The sequence below is a fragment of the Paenibacillus sp. BGI2013 genome (assembly GCF_002843485.1).
Classification (GTDB): Bacteria; Bacillota; Bacilli; order Paenibacillales; family Paenibacillaceae; genus Paenibacillus; species Paenibacillus amylolyticus.
Window position 1 is genome coordinate 385,862 of record NZ_PJFA01000005.1, and the last position, 20,612, is coordinate 406,473.

Annotated in this window: 19 protein-coding genes; 15 read left to right on the forward strand and 4 right to left on the reverse strand. The window is 43.6% G+C overall.

All coding sequences use genetic code 11. From position 1 onward, the window contains the following. Positions 1 to 8 precede the first annotated feature (8 nt). From CXK86_RS15470 to CXK86_RS15480, 3 genes are all read left to right on the forward strand, one after another. Positions 9 to 1,172 carry an MFS transporter gene (locus CXK86_RS15470; RefSeq protein WP_076249449.1) on the forward strand — a complete coding sequence of 388 codons (1,164 nt, stop codon included), beginning with the start codon at positions 9 to 11 and terminating at the stop codon, positions 1,170 to 1,172. A gap of 219 nt (positions 1,173 to 1,391) precedes the next feature. Beyond that, positions 1,392 to 1,958 carry a sugar O-acetyltransferase gene (locus CXK86_RS15475; protein ID WP_076249448.1) on the forward strand — a complete coding sequence of 189 codons (567 nt, stop codon included), beginning with the start codon at positions 1,392 to 1,394 and terminating at the stop codon, positions 1,956 to 1,958. Between the two features lie 38 nt (positions 1,959 to 1,996). Beyond that, on the forward strand, positions 1,997 to 2,599 hold the full coding sequence (locus CXK86_RS15480) for a sugar O-acetyltransferase (RefSeq protein ID WP_101314076.1): 603 nt from the start codon (positions 1,997 to 1,999) through the stop codon (positions 2,597 to 2,599). Between the two features lie 193 nt (positions 2,600 to 2,792). Here CXK86_RS15480 and CXK86_RS15485 read toward each other — a convergent pair whose 3' ends face one another. After that, entirely contained in the window at positions 2,793 to 4,217 is a 1,425-nt protein-coding gene (locus tag CXK86_RS15485; protein WP_076249446.1) for a glycoside hydrolase family 1 protein, read from the reverse strand. A 157-nt stretch (positions 4,218 to 4,374) separates the two neighbouring features. On the opposite strand from CXK86_RS15485, the gene CXK86_RS15490 reads away from it, so the two are divergent. Together CXK86_RS15490 and CXK86_RS15495 are read left to right on the forward strand one after the other, a co-directional pair. After that, positions 4,375 to 5,343 (forward strand): LacI family DNA-binding transcriptional regulator, encoded by a 969-nt coding sequence (locus CXK86_RS15490; RefSeq protein ID WP_036670760.1) that lies wholly within the window; start codon positions 4,375 to 4,377, stop codon positions 5,341 to 5,343. Between the two features lie 195 nt (positions 5,344 to 5,538). Continuing rightward, on the forward strand, positions 5,539 to 5,841 hold the full coding sequence (locus CXK86_RS15495) for a DUF3817 domain-containing protein (protein ID WP_306068467.1): 303 nt from the start codon (positions 5,539 to 5,541) through the stop codon (positions 5,839 to 5,841). 79 nt (positions 5,842 to 5,920) lie between these two features. Here the strand turns inward: CXK86_RS15495 and CXK86_RS32085 are convergent, their stop codons facing one another. Next, positions 5,921 to 6,058: a hypothetical protein gene (locus CXK86_RS32085; protein WP_017688678.1), complete on the reverse strand. Its 138-nt coding sequence runs from the start codon at positions 6,056 to 6,058 to the stop codon at positions 5,921 to 5,923. Positions 6,059 to 6,176: 118 nt separating this feature from the next. On the opposite strand from CXK86_RS32085, the gene CXK86_RS15500 reads away from it, so the two are divergent. The 6 genes from CXK86_RS15500 to CXK86_RS15525 all read left to right on the forward strand — a co-directional run bounded on the left by CXK86_RS15500 (position 6,177) and on the right by CXK86_RS15525 (position 12,787). Then, on the forward strand, positions 6,177 to 6,521 hold the full coding sequence (locus CXK86_RS15500) for a thioredoxin family protein (protein WP_036670761.1): 345 nt from the start codon (positions 6,177 to 6,179) through the stop codon (positions 6,519 to 6,521). A gap of 180 nt (positions 6,522 to 6,701) precedes the next feature. Next, on the forward strand, positions 6,702 to 7,724 hold the full coding sequence (locus CXK86_RS15505) for a LacI family DNA-binding transcriptional regulator (RefSeq protein WP_017688676.1): 1,023 nt from the start codon (positions 6,702 to 6,704) through the stop codon (positions 7,722 to 7,724). Between the two features lie 119 nt (positions 7,725 to 7,843). Further along, a complete protein-coding gene (locus CXK86_RS15510) occupies positions 7,844 to 8,833 on the forward strand; it encodes an ABC transporter permease (RefSeq protein WP_218640789.1) in 990 nt (329 codons plus the stop codon). A 15-nt stretch (positions 8,834 to 8,848) separates the two neighbouring features. After that, a complete protein-coding gene (locus CXK86_RS15515; protein ID WP_017688674.1) occupies positions 8,849 to 9,736 on the forward strand; it encodes a carbohydrate ABC transporter permease in 888 nt (295 codons plus the stop codon). A 37-nt stretch (positions 9,737 to 9,773) separates the two neighbouring features. Then, positions 9,774 to 11,417, forward strand: coding sequence for a type 2 periplasmic-binding domain-containing protein (locus CXK86_RS15520; RefSeq protein ID WP_180361775.1), 1,644 nt, complete (start codon positions 9,774 to 9,776; stop codon positions 11,415 to 11,417). Between the two features lie 20 nt (positions 11,418 to 11,437). Then, entirely contained in the window at positions 11,438 to 12,787 is a 1,350-nt protein-coding gene (locus CXK86_RS15525) for a glycoside hydrolase family 30 protein (protein WP_101314019.1), read from the forward strand. A gap of 111 nt (positions 12,788 to 12,898) precedes the next feature. Here CXK86_RS15525 and CXK86_RS15530 read toward each other — a convergent pair whose 3' ends face one another. Further along, positions 12,899 to 13,306 carry a hypothetical protein gene (locus tag CXK86_RS15530; RefSeq protein ID WP_235193806.1) on the reverse strand — a complete coding sequence of 136 codons (408 nt, stop codon included), beginning with the start codon at positions 13,304 to 13,306 and terminating at the stop codon, positions 12,899 to 12,901. Between the two features lie 188 nt (positions 13,307 to 13,494). Between CXK86_RS15530 and CXK86_RS15535 the strand changes: the two genes are divergently transcribed. Together CXK86_RS15535 and CXK86_RS15540 are read left to right on the forward strand one after the other, a co-directional pair. Further along, positions 13,495 to 14,586 carry a CgeB family protein gene (locus CXK86_RS15535; protein WP_101314020.1) on the forward strand — a complete coding sequence of 364 codons (1,092 nt, stop codon included), beginning with the start codon at positions 13,495 to 13,497 and terminating at the stop codon, positions 14,584 to 14,586. Positions 14,587 to 14,647: 61 nt separating this feature from the next. Next, the gene (locus CXK86_RS15540; RefSeq protein WP_101314021.1) at positions 14,648 to 15,733 is read left to right on the forward strand and encodes a glycosyltransferase WbsX family protein; all 1,086 of its coding nucleotides are present in this window, start codon (positions 14,648 to 14,650) and stop codon (positions 15,731 to 15,733) included. A gap of 28 nt (positions 15,734 to 15,761) precedes the next feature. Here CXK86_RS15540 and CXK86_RS15545 read toward each other — a convergent pair whose 3' ends face one another. After that, positions 15,762 to 16,607: an AraC family transcriptional regulator gene (locus tag CXK86_RS15545; protein WP_101314022.1), complete on the reverse strand. Its 846-nt coding sequence runs from the start codon at positions 16,605 to 16,607 to the stop codon at positions 15,762 to 15,764. Between the two features lie 122 nt (positions 16,608 to 16,729). Here CXK86_RS15545 and CXK86_RS15550 point away from each other — a divergent pair, with 122 nt between their 5' ends. After that, the gene (locus CXK86_RS15550) at positions 16,730 to 18,190 is read left to right on the forward strand and encodes an alpha-L-fucosidase (protein ID WP_101314023.1); all 1,461 of its coding nucleotides are present in this window, start codon (positions 16,730 to 16,732) and stop codon (positions 18,188 to 18,190) included. 281 nt (positions 18,191 to 18,471) lie between these two features. Continuing rightward, positions 18,472 to 19,980, forward strand: a complete 1,509-nt coding sequence (locus tag CXK86_RS15555; protein WP_083669681.1) for an exosporium glycoprotein BclB-related protein — start codon at positions 18,472 to 18,474, stop codon at positions 19,978 to 19,980. Positions 19,981 to 20,612 lie beyond the last annotated feature (632 nt).

Genomic DNA, 20,612 nt, shown 5'->3' on the forward strand with positions numbered 1-20,612 from the left:
TTCAAAAAATGAATAAGAAAGTATATGTGCTTGCTATCGCAGCATTTGTGGTCGGAACGGTTGAACTGATCTTGGGCGGAATTCTGGACCTGATTGCTACGGATCTTCATCTTTCCTTGGCGAAAGCCGGGTATTTAATCTCTATTTTCTCTCTTGTCTATGCGTTGTCTGCACCGATTTTATTAAATATGACGGCCAGATTCGAGCGTAAAAAAGTATATATGTGTACGCTGTTTGTATTTCTGATCAGTAATCTGATCTCTGCATTTAGTTCCAGCTTTTATATGCTGATGGCGGGCAGAGCACTCGGAGCCGCAACGGGTTCACTTATTTTTGTGCTCTCCCTGACCCTTGCAGCACGTATTGTGGAACCACAATATAAAGGACGCGCCGTGGGGATTATTACCATGGGAGGCAGTGCATCACTTATCCTAGGTGTACCTCTTGGAATCTTTGTAGGTAACTTGGCAGGCTGGCGTGAGGTGTTTATGTTGATCGCTATTCTCACAGCAGTGGTTATGGTGGCCATCTGGATTGCGATGGATCGTGTACAGCCTATTCCTGCTGTATCCCTGAAGAAACAGCTTACGGCACTGTGGAATCCAAAAATGTTGGCAATCCATGCTACAACTTTGCTTGTGCTTGCGGGTCATTTGACTTTATATGCGTATTTCACGCCATTCTTGCAAGAAACGCTGGGTGCCAGTGCGACGATGGTCACCTTTATCTATATGATGTTTGGGATCGCCGCTGTTGCAGGTGGAGGCATTGGAGGCATGTTGTCCGATCGTCTGCATCCTGCTAAAGCCATTATCATTGTGCTGATTCCCTTTATCGTAAGTATGGCTGTCATTCCGTTCAGTGTGGGATTGCCTTTGATCGCCTTCTTGTTGTTGTTAAGCATCTGGAGTGCACTGAGCTGGACCGTTACGCCTGTACAGAATAGTCTCATTATCAAAACGTCGCCGGAAACAGCCGAAACGCTAATCAGCACTAACTCAGGTATTGCCCATGCAGGTATTGCACTGGGTACCTATATCGGCGGCATAGTGATCGATCATTCATCGATTCTGAACACCGGATGGGTTGGTTCTGTTCTGATTCTGCTTGGTTTGGTGACTGCCATCTATGCCATTAGCGTTAAGGAAAAAACCGTTCAGGCGGTTGCTTAGAATAAAGAAATTAGACAAAAAGCTTGAACCTCTGCATTCCCATAGTCTAATGGGTGTAGAGGTTTTTTTGCTGTTTCGCTAGAGTACGCGTCAGTAGAATAAACCATTTTCATATCGAGCAAAACTTGCTTTATTCATACTAATCTATATAATTAAAAGAGTTTTTAAAAGTATTATTTAATGTTGAATTACATGATGTGTAATGAGGGAGCGGTGATCATGACTACGAAGACGGAAAAACAAAAAATGCTGGATGGCGAGCTGTACATGGCTTCGGATCTTCAATTGTCTGAGGACAGAGAGTATGCAAGGAAAATGACGCGGACGTTCAATCAAACGACGGAAACGGACGGTGAGCTTCGCACCAAGTTATTGAAGGAACTGTTGGGATCTACAGGTGAACATCTGGGCATGGAACCTAATATTCATGTGGATTATGGATATAACATTCATGTAGGCAATCATTTTTATAGCAATTTTAACTGTACGATATTAGATGTGTGTGAAGTTCGTATTGGAGACCATTGCTTAATGGGGCCAGATGTGCATATCTATACGGCTACTCATCCACTCCATCCGCATGAACGCAGTACGGGTGCAGAATACGGCAAGCCAGTCACGATTGGCAATAATGTATGGATTGGTGGCAGAGCCGTTATTAACCCGGGGGTTACCATTGGAGACAACGTGGTCATTGCTTCCGGGTCTGTGGTTACAAAGGATGTTCCGGATAATATGATTGTGGGCGGTAATCCTGCCAGAATTATTAGAGAGATTGAGCTTTAACTTATTTTAGATAGAAGATGGGAAGTGCTTACAAAATGATGACTGAAAAAGAAAAATCTCAATTAGGGCTCTTGTATAACGCCAATTATGATCAAGAGTTAATTGAAGAGCGTTTACATGCCAAAGGGCTTTGTTACGATTATAACCAGCTCCATCCAGGCAAGATCAATGAAAGAGAAGCGTTAATTAAGAAATTGCTCGGGAGAACGACCGATCGTTTCCTGATTGAACAGCCATTTGTATGTGATTACGGCTATAATATTGAAATTGGTGAGAACTTCTATAGCAATCATAATATCGTCATGCTGGATGGAGGCAAAATTAGTTTTGGAGATAACGTTTTTGTTGCTCCCAATTGCGGATTTTATACAGCAGGCCACCCTTATGATGTTGAGCAGCGCAATGAAGGTCTGGAGATCGTTGGACCCATCACGGTGGGCAATAATGTGTGGATCGGTGGCGGTGTGACAGTTCTTGCCGGTGTGACGATTGGAGACAATACGATCATCGGAGCAGGGAGCGTAGTGACCAAGAGTATACCATCTGGTGTGATTGCTGCGGGTAGTCCTTGCAGGGTCATTCGCAAGATAACGGAAGAAGACAAAACCAAGTACAGCAGGGATGTAGTGAAGAACATCTAGTGAAGAATAAATAGTGAACAACGTGATAGTCGCTAATGAGAGTGCCCGATGTGTATCATCGGGTGTTTCTTTTTGAAAATAAAAATAAAATCCCCAGACAGAAAACATGCCAAGGTATCGTATAACCGACACTTTTTCATGTGATATGTCTGAGGGATAGAAGAATGTATCTGTTACATTTGCTTAAAGATCCTTAACGCTGCAAACTTTTCCCGTTACTGCTGATCACTTCTTTGTACCAATGGAAGGATTTCTTGCGATAACGTTCGAGTGTTCCTGATCCATCGTCATGACGATCCACATAGATATAGCCATAACGTTTTTTCAACTGGGCAGAAGACGCACTGACAACATCAATGCAACCCCATGATGTATAACCCATAACTTCAACGCCATCTTCAATAGCTTCACCAACTTGAACCAGATGATCATTCAGATACTGGATTCGGTAGTCATCTTCAACTGTTTTCTCGCCGTCAGCACCCGTGATCAACTCATCAACAGCACCAAGACCATTTTCTACAATAAACAGTGGTTTTTGATAGCGGTCATAGAACATGTTAAGCACATAACGCAATCCTTGCGGGTCAATCTGCCATCCCCATTCACTTGCTGGCAGATAAGGGTTAGGTACACCCCCAAGAAGGTTACCTTCACCTGCGATTTGTTTCTCCGGGTCTGCTGTCTGACAGATACTCATGTAATAACTGAAAGAGATAAAGTCTACCGTATTCAGCAACATTTCCTCGTCGCCAGCTTCCATCTGAATCTCGATTCCATTTTCACGGAAGTAACGTTTCATATAACCAGGGTAGCGACCTCTTACGTGTACATCACCGAAGAAATAGTTGCTGTGTTCGAATTCCATGACTTTGATCATATCGTCTGGATTCGGTGTCAGCGGGTAGGTAGGCATACTGAGCATCATACACCCAATCTGTGCCGTAGGAATAATCTCATGACAGAGCTTCACAGCGGAAGCACTGGCTACAAACTCATGATGGATCGCTTGATACAGATCTTGCTTGCTAAGCTTCTCCTTAGGCGTGTAGATGCCTCCACTCATGAAGGGTGCTTCAAGAATCGAATTGATTTCGTTAAAGGTAAGCCAGTATTTCACTTTGTTTTTATAACGTTTAAATACGGCAGTTACATAACGCTCATAGAATCCAACCATTTTTCGGTTAACCCAGCCGTCGTATTCTTTGGACAAGTGAAGAGGTGTCTCATAGTGGGATAGCGTAACGAGTGGTTCGATCCCGTATTTGTGACACTCGTCAAACAGATCATCGTAGAATTGAAGACCTTCTTCATTTGGTTCCAGCTCGTCCCCTTTTGGGAAAATCCGGGACCAGGCGATGGAAGTACGGAATACCTTGAAGCCCATCTCTGCAAACAGTTTCACATCTTCCTTGTAGCGATGATACAGATCGATACCGATCAGTTTCATGTTATCTTCAGTGGGTTCTTCCGTGATTGGACCCATGATGCCTTTGGGAGCTACATCCTGAGTAGATAATCCTTTGCCGCCTTGATTGTATGCACCTTCAGCCTGGTTGGCTGCAATTGCGCCACCCCACAGGAAATTTTCCGGGAATTGATAGGTTTGATTACTCATGTGTATCGCTCCATTCATCAAATTGATTTTAAGATGATTCATATATGACATAAAAAAAGCTTAAACGTTGTAACGGGTTACACGTCAAGTTTTACTTTTGACCCAGATCTGAGGCATACTATTATTCTATAGTTCGTTAGCAAGAAGGGAGTCTCCGATGTCCAAGTTTGATGAAATTATGAAGCGGTCCGGTTACTCAAAAGCGACAGTATCACGCGTGATTAATCATTCTCCGCATGTTAGTGATGAAGCAAGACAGATCATAACGGATATTATGAAACAGTTGAATTATATTCCCAACCGGAATGCGGTATCTTTATCTACAGGGCAAACAAAGCAGATTGGAATTGTGACCTCTACCACAGGTGAGATCATTCTTACATTCATGAATCAATTTATTGATACAGCCATGGATTTTGGGTTTCAGACGATTATCTATACATCCCGTGGAGATCCGGAGATTGAATTGCAGGCGTTCGAAGATCTGCGCAGTAAACGAGTCGATGGGCTAGTTATTATTGCTTGTGTTAATGATCCTCGGAAATTAAAGGCTTATATGGAGTATGGGCCCATTGTCTCCTGGCAGCGAATGGGGAATGACGAGATTCCGTCTGTTGCTATGGATCAGGCAGAGGGGTATAAGTTAGCTCTGGAGCATCTGGTTTCGAGAGGATACACCCGAATTGCAAATGTATTTGGAAGGGCTGAAAGTTTGAATACCCAGAGCCGCCGTGAAGCCTATGAATCTTTCATGAAGAGCAGAGGGTTGCATGTGTGGACTGAAGCATATCAATATTCCGTATTTAGCTCCTCCGATGGCGAAGAAGCGATGCGAAGAATGGCTGAGGGGCCAGAACTTCCACAGGCCGTATTATGTTCCAATGATTATGCAGCCATCGGCATTCTTAGTGAAGCACGCAGACGGAAAATTCAGGTACCGGAACAACTCGCCATTGTGGGGTTTGATGATATCGAGCTTTCCCGTGTTCTTGGAATCACGACCATACACAATCCGATTGCGGAGCAAGCTACCCAGGCTTTCCATCAATTGTGGGCCGTATTGGGTAAAATGGAGTTGCAGACCGAACAGCTGACATACCAGCTGATTGAGCGTGAGACGACTTGAATCCATAAGACTGATGTTGGAATCTGATTTTATGGATTCAATAATTATTCAAATTTGAAGCATCTTCAAATCGGAGTCATACGTTATACTGAATATGAGCTTCAGAACGACATATCTGTACGGAGATGTGGCGTGAGATTTTTGTATCATGTTACAAGTTACATATTTCACAAACGATTAGCAGGAAAGGTGAGAATGGACTTTATGAAAACAGTGACAGGCCGATTCAGAATTGCGGGCATATGGGAGGGCGTATCCTTACTTTTATTGATTTTTATTGCTATGCCTCTGAAATATTTTGCAGATATCTCTTCCGCTGTAGCCGTAATGGGCATGATTCATGGTATTTTATTTCCTTTGTATCTTATTGCACTAGTGCATTTGGCTCTGGTCAAAAAGTGGAAGATAACACGTTGGCTGATGGGTGGACTCGCCGGTCTACTGCCGTTTGGTACTTTTGTATTCGAATCTTATCTTCGAAAGAGAGATTGGAAATAAAAATCAATAAGAATAAATGAAAGCAGGCGACTAATTCAGATGTTATCCGAATTGTCGCCTGTTACTTTCTGTACAAGTTCTACTTTACTGTACCTTGCTGACGATCGGACAATAAGCTGACTCCAATATCGCCTGAGGCATTCGACACAGGTGTATACGCCGAGAAGGAAGTAACAACAACCAGGGCAGTGAACAGAAATAAGAATGATTTTTTCATACCATAACCTCTTTCATATGGGGATATATTCCATTTGATTCTAACGCATATAGGCTATACTTGAAAAGAAAAAGTTTAAATGAGCAAGCTATTGAATGATTGAAAGGGTTGAGCTTCTATGAAAGATATTCATGAGTTAACATCCATAGAAATGGTTGAAGAAGTTATTCAACAACATGAATTGGTTTTTTTGTATGTATCTCGTCCAGAGTGCAGTGTATGTCACGCTTTACTCCCCAAGATCAGGGCGTTGCTTGAACCTTATCCATCAATATACCTCGGTCACATTAATGCTAACGACGTGGAAGAAGTTGCTTCCAAGTTTCTTATTTTTACCGTTCCAACAATGATCATGCTTGTGGAGCAGAAGGAATATATTCGAGCGGATCGTTTTGTTCGCTTGGAACGTCTGGAAGAGCAGTTGCAACAGATTCACTCCATGTATATCCAGGATGAGGAATAGAAAGCTAAAGCTTCATGAACGGCGGCTCATACATGAGCCGTTTTTTTTCGCCCTCAGTGGCATATAGCTATGAATAAAGTACATGATGTTTGAACTCGCAAATTAAAGTGTTGCCATGAAAACGGTTTTATGATAATTTAAACATTATAAAAACGTTTTTATAGTAAAGGAACAAAACTTATGGCAAAGATAACGATTAAAGATGTAGCAAGGGAAGCGGGCGTATCCATATCTACGGTCTCCAACGCCTTAAATGGTGTGGATGTCTTGAACCCGGAGACAAAATCACATGTTCTTAAGGTGGCAGAGCGTTTAAATTATGTGCCCAATCTGAATGGCAAGCTGTTGAAGTCCGGTCAAACCAAAATGCTTGGTTTTTTCACTACAAGTGTATCGGGTCCGTATTTCTATAAGCTGGTTGAGTCAATGTCTCGCGAATGTGATCGTCTTGGGTATGGTTTGAATGTATTTGTGACCAAGGATAAACACGTTATTATGAGTAATATTCTGGGTCGGCGGGTGGATGGTGTCATTATCTACGAAGAGCTTCGGATTGATGAGCAAGATATTATCGCAATGGAGAAAGACAAGATCAAGGCGGTTTTTCTGGATCGGGTCTATCAGAGCGATACGATGGGAAGTGTCATTTTTGACTCGTACGTGGCGGCTTATGAAGCTACCAAGTATTTAATTGGGCTGGGGCACAAGAAAATTGCTTATATTTCGGGTGTGGATACGATGTTTGACAGTGTGCAGCGTAGAGACGGCTATTTGGCTGCCTTGCATGAATACCAGCTTCCAATCGATGAAGATTACATTATACAAGGGTATTTTGAGGAGGAGAGCACGTATAGTGCGATAAAATCTTTTCTTCATTTGCACCCCGGCAAGCGACCTGATGCATTTCTTGCAGGGAATGACTTGAGTGCAATTGGCTGTATGCATGCGTTGAAGTCTGAGGGCTTTGAAGTGCCTCAAGATGTTAGTGTCGTGGGTTTTGACGATATTGATATCGCACAGTATTTTTCTCCACCACTCACAACGGTAAGAAATCAAATTGCAAGACAGGGTATCCTGGCAATCAATCAACTGGTGGGTATGATTAAGGAGAAAGAACAAGGGGCTGCGCAAAAATTGGCGGGTGAGCTGGTGGTTAGAGGTTCAAGCCATGTGAAGATCGACCGGAAAGACTACCGTACATAAGTTGACTCAGCTTCTTCTCCGGTCTTTTTTTACATAAATAAAAACAAAGGGGTTTTTTATGTCGAAAAATAAAAACGTTTTTATATAAATGTATGTATGATGGAGGGGAGTAAAAAAACGTGGATAAATTAGCCGTAGAGACATCAACAGGTAAAAATGCGATCAATCCCAATGGGAAGAAACCCATCGGACAACGGATTAAAGAATTCATAGTCGATTATTGGAGACAATGGGAGATTCAATCGATGATTATCCCTGGCATTATCTTTATGATTATTTTCTGTTATATTCCGATTTACGGTTTGACAATTGCCTTCAAAAATTACACGGTCATTGATACGCTGGCTACCGCTCCTTGGGTAGGGTTGGATAATTTTAGAATCATTTTGTCAGATAAATACTTCTGGGATGCAGTTGTGAATACGTTGGGGATCAGCTTTTTGAAATTAGGTATCGGGTTTGTCATTCCGATCATTCTCGCAATCATGATCTACGAGTTAAACAGCGGACGATTCAAGAAGTTTGTGCAAACGGTTTCATATTTACCTCACTTTTTGTCCTGGATCGTACTTGGGGGAATGCTGATCACCTGGTTTTCGACAACGGGGTTATTTAATCAGTTGTTACTTAGCCTGGGAGTGATCTCGCAACCGCAGAACATCTTGCTGGATGCAGGCAAGTATTGGTGGATTGCTACGTTATCGGATATTTGGAAAGAAGCAGGTTGGGGAACGATTCTGTATCTGGCGATCATGGCAAAGATTGATCCTACGTATTATGAAGCGGCCAAAATTGATGGTGCAAGCCGTCTTAGACAGATCTGGAATATCACATTGCCTAATATGAAATCAATCATAAGCTTAAATCTGATTTTAACTGTAAGCGGTTTATTAGGGTCGAATCTGGATCAGACGCTGGTGCTCATGAACTCCCAGAACCGCGATAAAGCGGAAGTCATCAATTCGTACGTCTACCGTATGGGGATGTCTCAGGGTGACTTTTCATATGCAACGGCCGTTGGCTTGGGTGTCTCCATCATCTCTGTCATTCTGCTCGTCACTGCAAACAAAATCACAAGCAAATTAAACGATAATCAATCTGTGTTGTAGAAGGAGGCATCCCGCGTGAATGGAAAGGTGGCAAAAGAAGATCTCGATAGTCGGATCTTTGATACCTTAAATATGATTTTGTTAATCATCTGTACGATCGTTATTCTGGTTCCGCTCTGGAATGTCATCATCTCTTCCTTTAGTTCAGGCAAAGCGTTGGCGGAAGGTGGATTCATCTTCTGGTCACCGGAATTCTCGCTGGAGAATTACAGAGCGGTATTCAATGATCAGGGCATCTGGCAGGCCTTCTTCATATCAGTTTCCAAAACAACGATCGGCGTTGTTACACATGTGTTCTTTTGTGCCATGGTTGGTTACGGTCTGAGCAAAAAGTACATAAGAGGCCGTAAATTATACGTTGCCATGGGTGTTATTACCATGTTCTTCTCGGGCGGTATGATCCCGACATACCTGTTAATCAAATCACTTGGCCTGCTTAACAGCTTCTGGGTGTACATTATCCCGGCGTTATTCAGCTTCTATGATGTCGTAATTCTGATGAATTTCTTCCGGAATGTTCCGGATTCGCTGGAAGAATCGGCCAAGATTGACGGTGCAGGGGATTGGCATATTTTCCTGAAAATCTTCATTCCACTCTCCATGCCTGCCATGGCTACAATTGCACTATTTAATGGGGTGGGGCAATGGAACGACTTTATGACAACCAAGTTATACATTACCGATCAGTCACTGTATCCACTTCAGATGATGTTGTATGAGATTATCGTGCAGTCACAGACACAATCCATGCAAAATGTCGGGGGTTCGGCTGTTATTGAAACAACGACCAAAGGCGTGCAGTTGGCCACCATTGTCATTACAACACTCCCTATCGTGCTGATCTATCCCATCGTTCAGAGATACTTTATCTCGGGAATGATGCTCGGAGCAGTCAAGGAATAGGAGCAACCAATACCCCATTTTGAGGAGGAACAAAAATATGTTGAAGTTGAATAAGGCATCAGGCAAAAAAGGGATTAAATTGCTCGCAACACTGCTCACAGCCGTACTTATGATTACAGGTTGCAGTGGTGGATCTGGGGGCTCAAGTGAAGGAAACTGGGTTTCCATTGAAGATCGTTATACGGTTGACCCGGAAAAGCCAGCTTGGCAGTTGGATAAAAAGGAAGAGGCTACCGACCTGACATGGTACGTCAATGCTGACTGGTGGAACACCGATTTTGGCAAGGACATTGTTACCAAGAAAATCAAAGAGGAGTTGAACATCAATATTAAATTCATCACGGGTGATGATACCAAGTTAAACACCTTTTTCGCAGGTGGAGATATGCCTGACTTGTTGACGGTGTTTGACTCCAATTCTCCTGTGGTACAAAAAGCTGCAACCTGGGCGATGCCGCTGAACGATCTGGCGGAAAAATATGATCCCTACTTCAATAAAGTTGCGGCTGCCGATACGTTGAACTGGTTCCAATTGGCGGATGGTAAAACTTATGGTTACCCGAACTATTCCAATACACAAGAGGATTATGATAGCGGTAACATTCCTGCCAAAACGGCATTTATCATTCGTAAAGATGTGTACGAAGCTTTGGGTAGTCCGATCATTGGAACGCCAGAAGAATTCCAGAGTGTGATGAAACGAATTAAGCAAGAGTTCCCTGCGCTGATTCCGTTTGGATTCAACTCTATTGGTGAAGGAACAGGTTCACTCGGGGATACGTTACAAGATTTCATCGGTGTTCCGTTGGAGACCGAATCAGGAGAATTCTATGATCGCAATCTGGATGAAGATTACCTCACGTGGTTGAAAACATTGAACACCGTGTATAGAGACGCCAATATCAGTGATGACAGTTTTGCCGATGATGGAACCGCTTTCGAGGAAAAAGTGAAGTCCGGTAAATATGCGACCATGCTGCTTGACGGTACACCTCAACAAGGAGGAAACCTGCAAATCTACATGAGTGCCAATCCAGGCAAAGAATATGTTGCTATCGATGGACCGCAGAGCACCAAAGGCAATGCACCAACATTGAATCAATCCGGGATAACGGGATGGATGATCAATTTCATTTCCAAGGACTGTAAAGATCCGGCCAAGGCCATTCAGATATTCACATACTTGCTGAGTGAAGAAGGACAGACGCTTATGAATTACGGGATTGAGGGGAAAACCTACCAAACCAAAGCCGACGGTAGTGTAGAACTGCTGCCAGCAGTGAAAGACATGCAACTGAATAACGCAGATCAATTCAAAAAGGATTATCGAATGGGTGAGTTTATGTTCTTCGGTCATGACCGCCACAAAGCCCTCAGTGCAGATGCTTTTCCTGAAGCGATTAAACAGATGCAGGAGTGGGGCAAAGGCAAGCTGAAACCACACTTTATTCTGGAGAATATTAGCCCGGATCAAGGTACACCTGAAGCTCGTGCGTTGTCAGCAATCAATACGAAGTGGAATACAACGCTGGTCAGTATGGTACGGTCCAAGGATGATGCCTCGTATGACAATGCACTGGCTTCTTACAAGTCATTTTTAGGTGAGAACCGTTGGGAAGAGATTGTGAAGGTACGCAGTGAAAAGATGAAACTGAACAAAGAGAAACTAGGCATTCAATAATAGAATTAAAGGAGAATCCTATGACTACATTCAAAATGTACAAATCCACGGGTGAAGAAGATTTATTCGTATCTCTATCCCAAGAGCAATTGAAACCACTAGATGCTGATAAGGAGACAACGACCATCCATCTGGATGATCAGTTAACGTATCAGGAGATGGACGGATTTGGTGCTTCTTTTACCGATTCATCTGCCTATTTGATCAACCAAATCTTGAGTGAGGAGCAGCGGGAAGAGGTTATGACCCGGCTGTTCCATCCAGAGAAAGGGATTGGGCTCTCGGTCATCCGAAATCCGATGGGCGCTTCGGACTATGCGAGAACGATATACAGTTATAACGATATGCCAGAACAGAAGGTAGACCCGAAATTAACCCAATTCAGCATTGCACATGATGAAGAGGACGTTATTCCTTTAACGCAAAAGGCGTTGGCATTGAATCCTGAGCTGAAGCTATTTGCCTCACCATGGAGTTCACCCGGCTGGATGAAAACGAGCGGATCCATGATCACCGGACAGCTGAAGGCTGAATGGTATCCCGTTTATGCTGAATATTTCGTGAAATACATTCAAGCGTATGGCAAGCATGGATTACCGATCCATGCCATCACACCACAGAATGAGGCGCTCTATGAACCCGGGCACTATCCCGGAATGTTGATGCCAGCCGAGGCCCAAGCAGATTTTATCAAAAACCATCTCAAACCAGCCTTTGTGCAAAACGATATCCAAACCAAGATTCTCTGTTACGATCACAACTGGGATCAACCGGACTATCCCCTGACCGTACTTGAACAAGCGGGAGAGGAAGTGGATGGTGTAGCCTGGCATTGGTACGGGGGCGATGCTTCTGCTCAAACGAAGGTTTATGAAGCTTTTGCAGGGAAAGAAGTGCATTTCACTGAAGGTTCGGGTGGAGAGTGGATTCCGCCATTTGAGCAAGCCTTCTCAAATGTGATGCGAACGGGAATTCAGATTCTTCGCAATTACAGCAAGTCCTTTGTACTTTGGAATATGGCACTTGACGAGAACAACGGGCCAACCGTTCCGGGATTTGGCCGCAGTACGTGTCGTGGGATCGTACAGGTGAATCAGCAAACAAAGGAACTTACGTATACACTTGATTATTATGCTCTGGCTCATTTCAGTGCTGTGATCCGCCCGAAGGCTGTTCGGATCGAATCAACATCCTGTGGTGATGGAATTTGTTCTGTGGCTTTTAAAAATGCCGATGGTTCCGTAGCTTTAGTCCTCTTCAATGATGAGGAGAAAACGGGCAACATACAGGTAAAGCTGCGCGACGATGTATTGATGAAGTTCCAGCTGGAAAGCAAGAGTGTCATGTCCGTATTGATCACAGATTTATAAAAGGATGGAGTTATAACCAGGCTTCATCAAAAAAGAAACCAAAAGAAGCGATATCCGGAGTGTACACGGATATCGCTTCTTTTGGTGAAACTCATCTGATTCAGGGTTATCTTATACGGGTTGAATGGCGAGATGGGGTGTCCCGCTACTTTCATCAACGAACAGTATATATTGATTGCCAGCAGTCCCTGTTAAGACCAGACCGGGTTGACCTGCAACACCAGGATTGTAATATCTGAATTGTTGCAAAACGGGGAGGGAGACTGGAAGAGTAGGTTGATTAAGTGCCATTAATTGTGTAGCGGCCTTAACGCTATCTCCAGCTTCAATCACTCCGCCTACACCCAAATGGTTGACAATCGAGGAGCTGGCGTTGATTTGAAGGCTGCCTGTTATGGTCTGACTGCCATTGACGTTTAGATCGACACCAACGGTTTGATTACCATTAACTTGCAGATCTTGGTTAATGGTCTGATTACCGGTGACAAGGATGCTATCAAATGTTGGCAAAGATATCATCTCCTATATAGTATTCTTATATTCTATGAGGACAAGATCTGGAATGATCCGGGTGGCCACACATTATATACTTGGGATAAAGCCCCTTTTGCAAAAAAAGAGTTAGCGAAACACTATGTCGTGCATATTGTAGGCAGAGAATGTTTTCGTATGGAACGGGAGGGTTTGCTATCCAAAAGAAGTCAAAAATGCAGGTTAAGTCCACAAAAAAGAAACGTTCAGTTCATGATGCGAACCGGTTATTCCTGAGACAGATGAATGTGGTTCTGAACAGGAAACTCAAATCCATGCGTAAACATATGGAAGTGCAGCAAATGGAACTGAATCAGCAATGGCTGAAAATGATGAAGGTGGGAAGCATACCTGCCCGAGAAGTGCCAAAAGTGATCTATAAGGAGTTAAATGTGCTTCTTATTACTCCTTGTAATGACCGAGAAATGTCATCACATTGTGTCCTGATTGAACAGAGTCTGAAACATCTCGTGAGAAATGTGAATGAGATTAAATATATCGAATCCGTGTCAGCCTGCTTGTCTTCTAATGATGTTGACCTGATTATGGTTATCGGAAGCGAAGAAAACTTGCCGGATGAGAATATTACAGCATTAAGGACATCAACCGTGAAGAAGGCCATCTGGTTGTCTGCCGATCAACATGTGAATCAAAGCGAAACTATTCTACCGATTTTTGATCACGTGTTTACACAACATTCAACCCAAATAAGCGATGATCAGCATCATATGGGAAGCACTGGTAGTCATGAACTGTTCATGCCGCCTGATCCACATATATTCTGTCCGCAAGCTGTTCCCTCGGAGTACGAATCGGATGTTTATATCATCGGGGATGCAGAATCGGATGGCATCGTCACCGCTGTTGCCAAATCGGGTCTTTTGGATAACAAAAAGGTTCGGGTAGATGGAAAGGGTTGGGCACAGATCGGGGATTTCAAGCCTGTTCATACGAATGAAGCTCGTCAGATGTTATATAACGGAAGTAAACTGGTTATTCATCGTGGCGAATCAATCAAAAACGTGATGGAAATTGCCGCATGTGGGACGTTTCAGCTCATAGGACCATCTGTGAATCAGAGCAACGGGATTGACCTTAGTAACTTTCAACAATACAACTCTTGTGAAGAACTCACTCAGAAGTTTGAACATTACTGGCAGAGTGTTGATGCAAGGAGACTGGCCGCTAGCCATGCTCTGGCATACATGAAATATAATCAATCCCATCTACAAAAAACATTGCGACTGCTGGATATCATTTTCATATAAATCATCCCAAAAATCACAGGAGCGTAGGCTGCATCATGTTGCTGCATTGGAGGAGTTCTGATTGAAGGTAATTGCTCTGCATCTGCCCCAATTTCACCGGATTGAGGAGAACGACCGATGGTGGGGGGACGGTTTTACCGAATGGACGAATGTAAAAAAAGCCGCGCCTTTATATTCGGGTCATCATCAGCCTAAACAGCCATTTCAGGGGAAATATTATGATCTTTCCGATCCAGATGTACGAAAATGGCAAGCGGAAACGGCTAAACAGCATGGCATTTATGGATTTTGTTATTATCATTATTGGTTCAAAGGCAAGCGTTTGCTGGAAAAACCAGTGAATGAAATTTTGGATAGTGGGGAGCCTGATTTTCCTTTTTGCTTGTCCTGGGCCAATGAGACATGGACAAGAAAATGGGATGGGCAAGAATCCGATATTCTCATGGCCCAGAATTATGGGGATCGAGAGGATTGGGAAGAACATTTTAATTATCTGGTAAAAGTATTTAAGGACAAACGATATATTCGAGTGGAAGGTAAGCCATTATTTCTGATCTATCGACCAGCCAGTATTCCGCAATGTGAGGAAATGATTCAGTTTTGGCGTGAATTGGCTTTGAAACATGGCCTGAATGGGATTCATTTTGTTCAGACCATTGGTGGATTCCCTACATTTAATGGTCAGATCTTTGATGCGAGTATGGAATTTGAACCGCATTATACGTTTGCACATGGACATATGAATGGAATATGGATCGAAATGAACATCAAGGGACAGCAGCATATTGCTGTGAATTACGACAAGGTATGGTCCTCCATTCTCGAACGAACACCACACCGTAACGGAGAAATTGTCTATCCAGGTGCTTTTGTCAATTGGGATAATACACCGCGGAGAGGTGTTGACGGACAGAGTACGCTCGGGGCCACCCCAGAGAAGTTTGGGCTGTATCTGTCCAGACAGATGGAACGAGCGAGGACGCTGTACAAAAGTGAATATCTTTTTGTTAATGCCTGGAATGAGTGGGCGGAAGGGGCATATCTTGAGCCGGATCAAAACTATGGTTATGCTTATTTGAGAGAACTCAAGAAAGTAACTCAGCATGAATCGAACAGAAACAAGTCTATAGGAGGGAGTTCCGAATGAGGGAACTCTCTCTTTGCTTTGAGTTTATTTATAGACCATGTTTCGTTGTAAGTACCGTTTGTTGTTTGCGGTATTCCGTTGGAGTTAACCCTGTATGCTTTTTGAACTGTCTGGAGAAATAATACAAATCACTGAAACCGAGATGCTCGGCGATGGTGGTTATTGTGTTCGGGGTGCAGGCCAGCAACTCCTTGGCCTTATCGATTTTTTTGCCAGTAATATAGAGGATCGGAGGAACACCGATCTGCTGCTTGAAGAATCGAATGAAATAATTCGGATGCATGTAGGCGATCTGGGCCAGATCCTGAACCGAAATATTCTCTTCGATGTTGGAATCAATATAAGCCAGAATGGTGGACAGTTTCTCCATGACAGGCACGTTAATAAAAGAGATCTGATCCAGATCCAGATTCATTATATAGTGGGACAGTAGCTCGGTTAGTTTGCTCTTGGCCATCATATGGCCATAGACTTCATCGGATTTTGCATATGTAAGGATACTGCTGAAGATTGCTTGAATCAACTCAGGTTGATCTATCGTACAGATGTGTGGGAATTTCAGAATTTGGAACAAATTGATTCCCCCAACCTTTGCGCTAAAGTGACACCAATATTTGAGAAAAGGACGGTCATTAATAGCAGAGTAGGACTGTTGGATCCCCTCTGGCATTAAAATAAGCTGATTAGGTGCAGGGTAATACTCCTCATCCCCAATTTTGAGCCAACCTTCACCTTCGCATATGAAATAAAACTTGCTGTAATCGGGCGTGTAATCCAGATCCCGCCAATCCGTATCGCACCGATTGTAATTGACCATGAATAATTCGACTTGGAGATTGGACAGGTAGTTCGTAAGCAAAGTTTGATGATTCATACTTTTCATCTCCATACAAGGTTATTATTGTCCATCTAAAAGTTAGTGTTCTGCATGTCTATCTTTCGGCCGTAGCACTACAATACAACTACAGACAATAACAGAAGGGATGAGAACATCTCATGGACAAAAACGAATATTTGCAACATATTGAAGCAACGATTGAGAGCGGTAAATTCAAGGACAACTGGAGTTCGCTTAGCACCTTCCAAGTTCCAGAATGGTACCCAAAAGCGAAATTCGGCATATTCATTCACTGGGGGCTATATTCTGTACCGGCCTATGATAGCGAATGGTATTCGCGAAATATGTACATACAAGGCACCAAAGCTTTTGAACATCACCTTGAGGTGTATGGACCTCATAAGGACTTTGGATATAAAGACTTCATTCCGATGTTTCGTGCAGAGAAGTTTGATGCAGACGAATGGGCAACGTTATTCAAACAGGCTGGAGCCAGATATGTTATGCCTGTGGCAGAGCACCATGATGGTTTTCAGATGTACAAAAGCTCTATCTCTCACTATAACACATATGAAATGGGGCCCAAACGGGATCTTCTGGGTGAGATGAAGGTTGCATACGAGAAGCAGGGGCTGACATTATGCGTGTCGTCTCACCGCGCCGAGCACTGGTTCTTCATGTCTCACGGGAAGGAGTTTGATTCAGATATTAAGGAACCCCTGGAGCGTGGGGATTTCTATTGGCCTGCCATGCCTGAACCCAAGGATCACTTCGACTTGTATGACTCACCTCCAACCGAGGAGTATCTGGAGGACTGGTTGATTCGCTGCTGTGAACTGGTCGATCAATATCAGCCAAAGGTCTTTTATTTTGATTGGTGGATTCAAACGGTTGCGTTCAAACCCTATCTGAAGAAATTTGCTGCCTATTATTATAACAAAGGCGAAGAATGGGGCGTGCCTGTAGCTATCAATTATAAACATGAGGCCTACATGTTTGGTAGTGCCGTTCCGGATGTGGAGCGGGGACAGTTCGCTGAGCTTAAGCCCTATTTTTGGCAAACGGATACAGCTGTTGCTAAAAACTCATGGTGTTATACGGAAAATAATAACTATAAAACGGCTGAAGAGATCATTCGGGATCTCGTCGATATTGTAAGCAAAAACGGAAATTTACTGCTGAACATTGGACCCAAAGCAGACGGCAGCATACCGGAAGAAGATCGTGAGATTTTGCTGAGCATTGGCAAGTGGCTGGAAGTGAATGGGGAAGCGATCTATGACACGTCATTCTGGCGTACGTTTGGCGAGGGTCCGACAGAGGTGAAGGAAGGGCAATTCACGGATGGGGATACGAAGATATTTACGAGTGAAGATATACGGTTTACGTTAAAAGAAAGTACTCTGTATGCCACGGTTCTTGCCTATCCAGATAACGGGGTGGTGCAGATTAAATCCCTGAAGGAAAATTCTCATCATTTTCAAGGGGTCATTCAAGATATTCAGGTACTTGGTTACGAGGAACAACCGAAATGGGAGAGAACAGCGGACGCACTGACAATCACAACGACAACTGTGAAAAGTAATGCGCCTATTGTTTTCAAAATTAAATTGGACTAATCAACAAAGATAAATTAAATACTGTAAATATAAAAAGGGCGCATCCAGGAGTATTGTACTCATCGGATAGCGCTCTTTTGGTTGGGCTATATATAGGGCTGACTTCCATGCAAAATCCTCTCCGTGATAATGGAGGTTTCTCCAAGATGAAACTGTAATTCGGAAAATCACTTATATAATAATCACGAAATTCTTGCTTGCTAATATACTGATATCATCAAACCAGTGATGTTCGCCTGTAATGGATTGATTGAGACTCACTAAGGAGGATCTGCAAAAAGATGAAACCAAAGAAACGCATCAGATATGGTTGGAGCGGATTTAAGAAAAAAAAAGCTGAGGACTGTGACCATCCCCAAGAGCAGCACAAAGAACACCATCACGAGCACCATCATAACCACCACAATCATCATCACAATAACCACCATCATAAGTGTTTTGACAAAGAAGCCGAATTCCTTCTCAAATTAATTGGTGAGTTGAAGGGAGCAATTGTACAGGTTTTTGCCAATCCCTCGCCTCACAATGTTTCACTTCTGATTGAGGTACTGCGTAAATTACTGGCTCTGGTTCATTGCTCGGATTTGAAAAAGGGAACCAAGGCAGATCTCGAAGCGATCTTGGAGCTTACCATTGTATCTGCAGAGGCCGTTCCATTTTCTCCGATCAGTGTGGGAACCAATTTGCAGCAATTGCTGGATGTGCTCCTATCTGTCATTTTACAGGGGAATATCGATTCGGCTGAGAAAGATCAACTGGTCATTTTGATCCGTGCGACCGAATTGGCTATCACAACAGGGCTTAGAAACATAGGCAGTCAAGGTCCGGCAGGACCTGCAGGACCAGCGGGTCCTCAGGGCGTACCTGGTCCACAAGGCCCGGCTGGCGCTGCTGGTGCTCAGGGTGGTGTAGGTCCAGCTGGTACACCGGGAGCTGCTGGTGCCCAGGGACCAGCAGGTGCAACAGGTGTTACTGGAGCAACGGGTGCGGCAGGCCCAGCAGGTGGCGCAACAGGAGCGACAGGTGTAACGGGGAGTACAGGAGCTGTTGGGGCAGCGGGCGTTACAGGAGCAACAGGTGATCCTGGCGTAGCAGGAGCCACCGGAGTCACAGGGAATACGGGTGCAGCTGGACTTGCGGGAGTCACCGGGGCAACGGGTGTGACAGGAGATACGGGTGCAGCCGGAATTGCAGGGGTAACCGGGGCTACCGGCGCAACTGGGATTGCGGGAGTAACTGGCAGCACTGGTGTTACTGGGGCTACGGGTTCTGGAGCCATCATACCGTTTGCTTCTGGCGGACCTGCCATATTAACAACGATTCTTGGTGGACTGGTTGGAACGACAAGCCTTATCGGTTTCGGCAGCTCGGCAACAGGAGTCAGCATTCTGGGTGGCACGATTGATTTAACGGGAACGATTGTCGGACCACTCATTAACTTTGCGTTCTCTGTCCCACGGGATGGCGTTATAACTTCGATTGCTGCCTATTTCAGTACCACAGCAGCCTTGGCCTTGGTCGGTTCAACAGTGACCATCACTGCGCAATTATTCAGTTCACCTACTCCTGATAATGCATTTACTGCGGTTCCGGGGGCGGTCGTTACACTGGCACCTCCACTCACCGGTATTATTGCTTTGGGTAGTATCTCCAATGGCATAACAACCGGATTGACTATACCTGTGACTGCACAGACACGTCTGCTACTGGTGTTCTCGGCAACGGCAGCCGGACTCACACTTGTGAATACGGTTGTCGGGTATGCAAGTGGCGGCGTGAACATTACATGATGAGATATAAATTTTGAGATGAACGACATGAGAGTTCTCATGTCGTTCTTTTTCTTGATTTGAAATTTTGAGTGTCAGGTCTTGGTTGTATAGAACTACTACAAACTATTATTCATCAAAAAAATGCATGAATACGAAAAATAAGCTGAAATACGTAAGCGACATCAGACACATAAAAGCATTAAATAGACTTATTTTCTATATTTTTCAATATAGTGCTTGTGTATATCGAATAATGACTTTATACTATACCAATAAAATCCAATTAAATTCCTAATCGACTATTATATGTAATTAAAATATTTAACTACTCACCCGAATCAGGATCGAAAGTCATATCCACCACTCCTTAGCAAGCGTTCTGCTAACGCTCCAGATTACCCTTCCACATGAATGCTTATAGACATTCACTCTCATTGCATTATTCAAACACCCAAATTATTTACTCACATGTTTTAATCCAATTCATTCAATCTCCTAAACTTCCAAGTAAAAAAACATAGACTGATCTGTTATCTCTTCTGACTCATATTGTTCCCTAACCAGACCTGTAAAGGAGGTGAGGCTTTATGTGAAATCCAGGGCATCTATTTCATCCGCAATAAAGGTTAATTTACCGTTTCATTCTGCAG

What these genes read in the sequence shown, in the direction of transcription:
- CXK86_RS15470 (WP_076249449.1), top strand. Translation starts at nt 9, where the DNA reads ATGAATAAGAAAGTATATGTGCTTGCTATCGCAGCATTTGTGGTCGGA.
- CXK86_RS15475 (WP_076249448.1), top strand. Translation starts at nt 1,392, where the DNA reads ATGACTACGAAGACGGAAAAACAAAAAATGCTGGATGGCGAGCTGTAC.
- CXK86_RS15480 (WP_101314076.1), top strand. Translation starts at nt 1,997, where the DNA reads ATGACTGAAAAAGAAAAATCTCAATTAGGGCTCTTGTATAACGCCAAT.
- CXK86_RS15485 (WP_076249446.1), bottom strand. Translation starts at nt 4,217, where the DNA reads ATGAGTAATCAAACCTATCAATTCCCGGAAAATTTCCTGTGGGGTGGC.
- CXK86_RS15490 (WP_036670760.1), top strand. Translation starts at nt 4,375, where the DNA reads ATGTCCAAGTTTGATGAAATTATGAAGCGGTCCGGTTACTCAAAAGCG.
- CXK86_RS15495 (WP_306068467.1), top strand. Translation starts at nt 5,539, where the DNA reads ATGGACTTTATGAAAACAGTGACAGGCCGATTCAGAATTGCGGGCATA.
- CXK86_RS32085 (WP_017688678.1), bottom strand. Translation starts at nt 6,058, where the DNA reads ATGAAAAAATCATTCTTATTTCTGTTCACTGCCCTGGTTGTTGTTACT.
- CXK86_RS15500 (WP_036670761.1), top strand. Translation starts at nt 6,177, where the DNA reads ATGAAAGATATTCATGAGTTAACATCCATAGAAATGGTTGAAGAAGTT.
- CXK86_RS15505 (WP_017688676.1), top strand. Translation starts at nt 6,702, where the DNA reads ATGGCAAAGATAACGATTAAAGATGTAGCAAGGGAAGCGGGCGTATCC.
- CXK86_RS15520 (WP_180361775.1), top strand. Translation starts at nt 9,774, where the DNA reads ATGTTGAAGTTGAATAAGGCATCAGGCAAAAAAGGGATTAAATTGCTC.
- CXK86_RS15525 (WP_101314019.1), top strand. Translation starts at nt 11,438, where the DNA reads ATGACTACATTCAAAATGTACAAATCCACGGGTGAAGAAGATTTATTC.
- CXK86_RS15530 (WP_235193806.1), bottom strand. Translation starts at nt 13,306, where the DNA reads ATGATATCTTTGCCAACATTTGATAGCATCCTTGTCACCGGTAATCAG.
- CXK86_RS15535 (WP_101314020.1), top strand. Translation starts at nt 13,495, where the DNA reads ATGCAGGTTAAGTCCACAAAAAAGAAACGTTCAGTTCATGATGCGAAC.
- CXK86_RS15545 (WP_101314022.1), bottom strand. Translation starts at nt 16,607, where the DNA reads ATGAATCATCAAACTTTGCTTACGAACTACCTGTCCAATCTCCAAGTC.
- CXK86_RS15550 (WP_101314023.1), top strand. Translation starts at nt 16,730, where the DNA reads ATGGACAAAAACGAATATTTGCAACATATTGAAGCAACGATTGAGAGC.
- CXK86_RS15555 (WP_083669681.1), top strand. Translation starts at nt 18,472, where the DNA reads ATGAAACCAAAGAAACGCATCAGATATGGTTGGAGCGGATTTAAGAAA.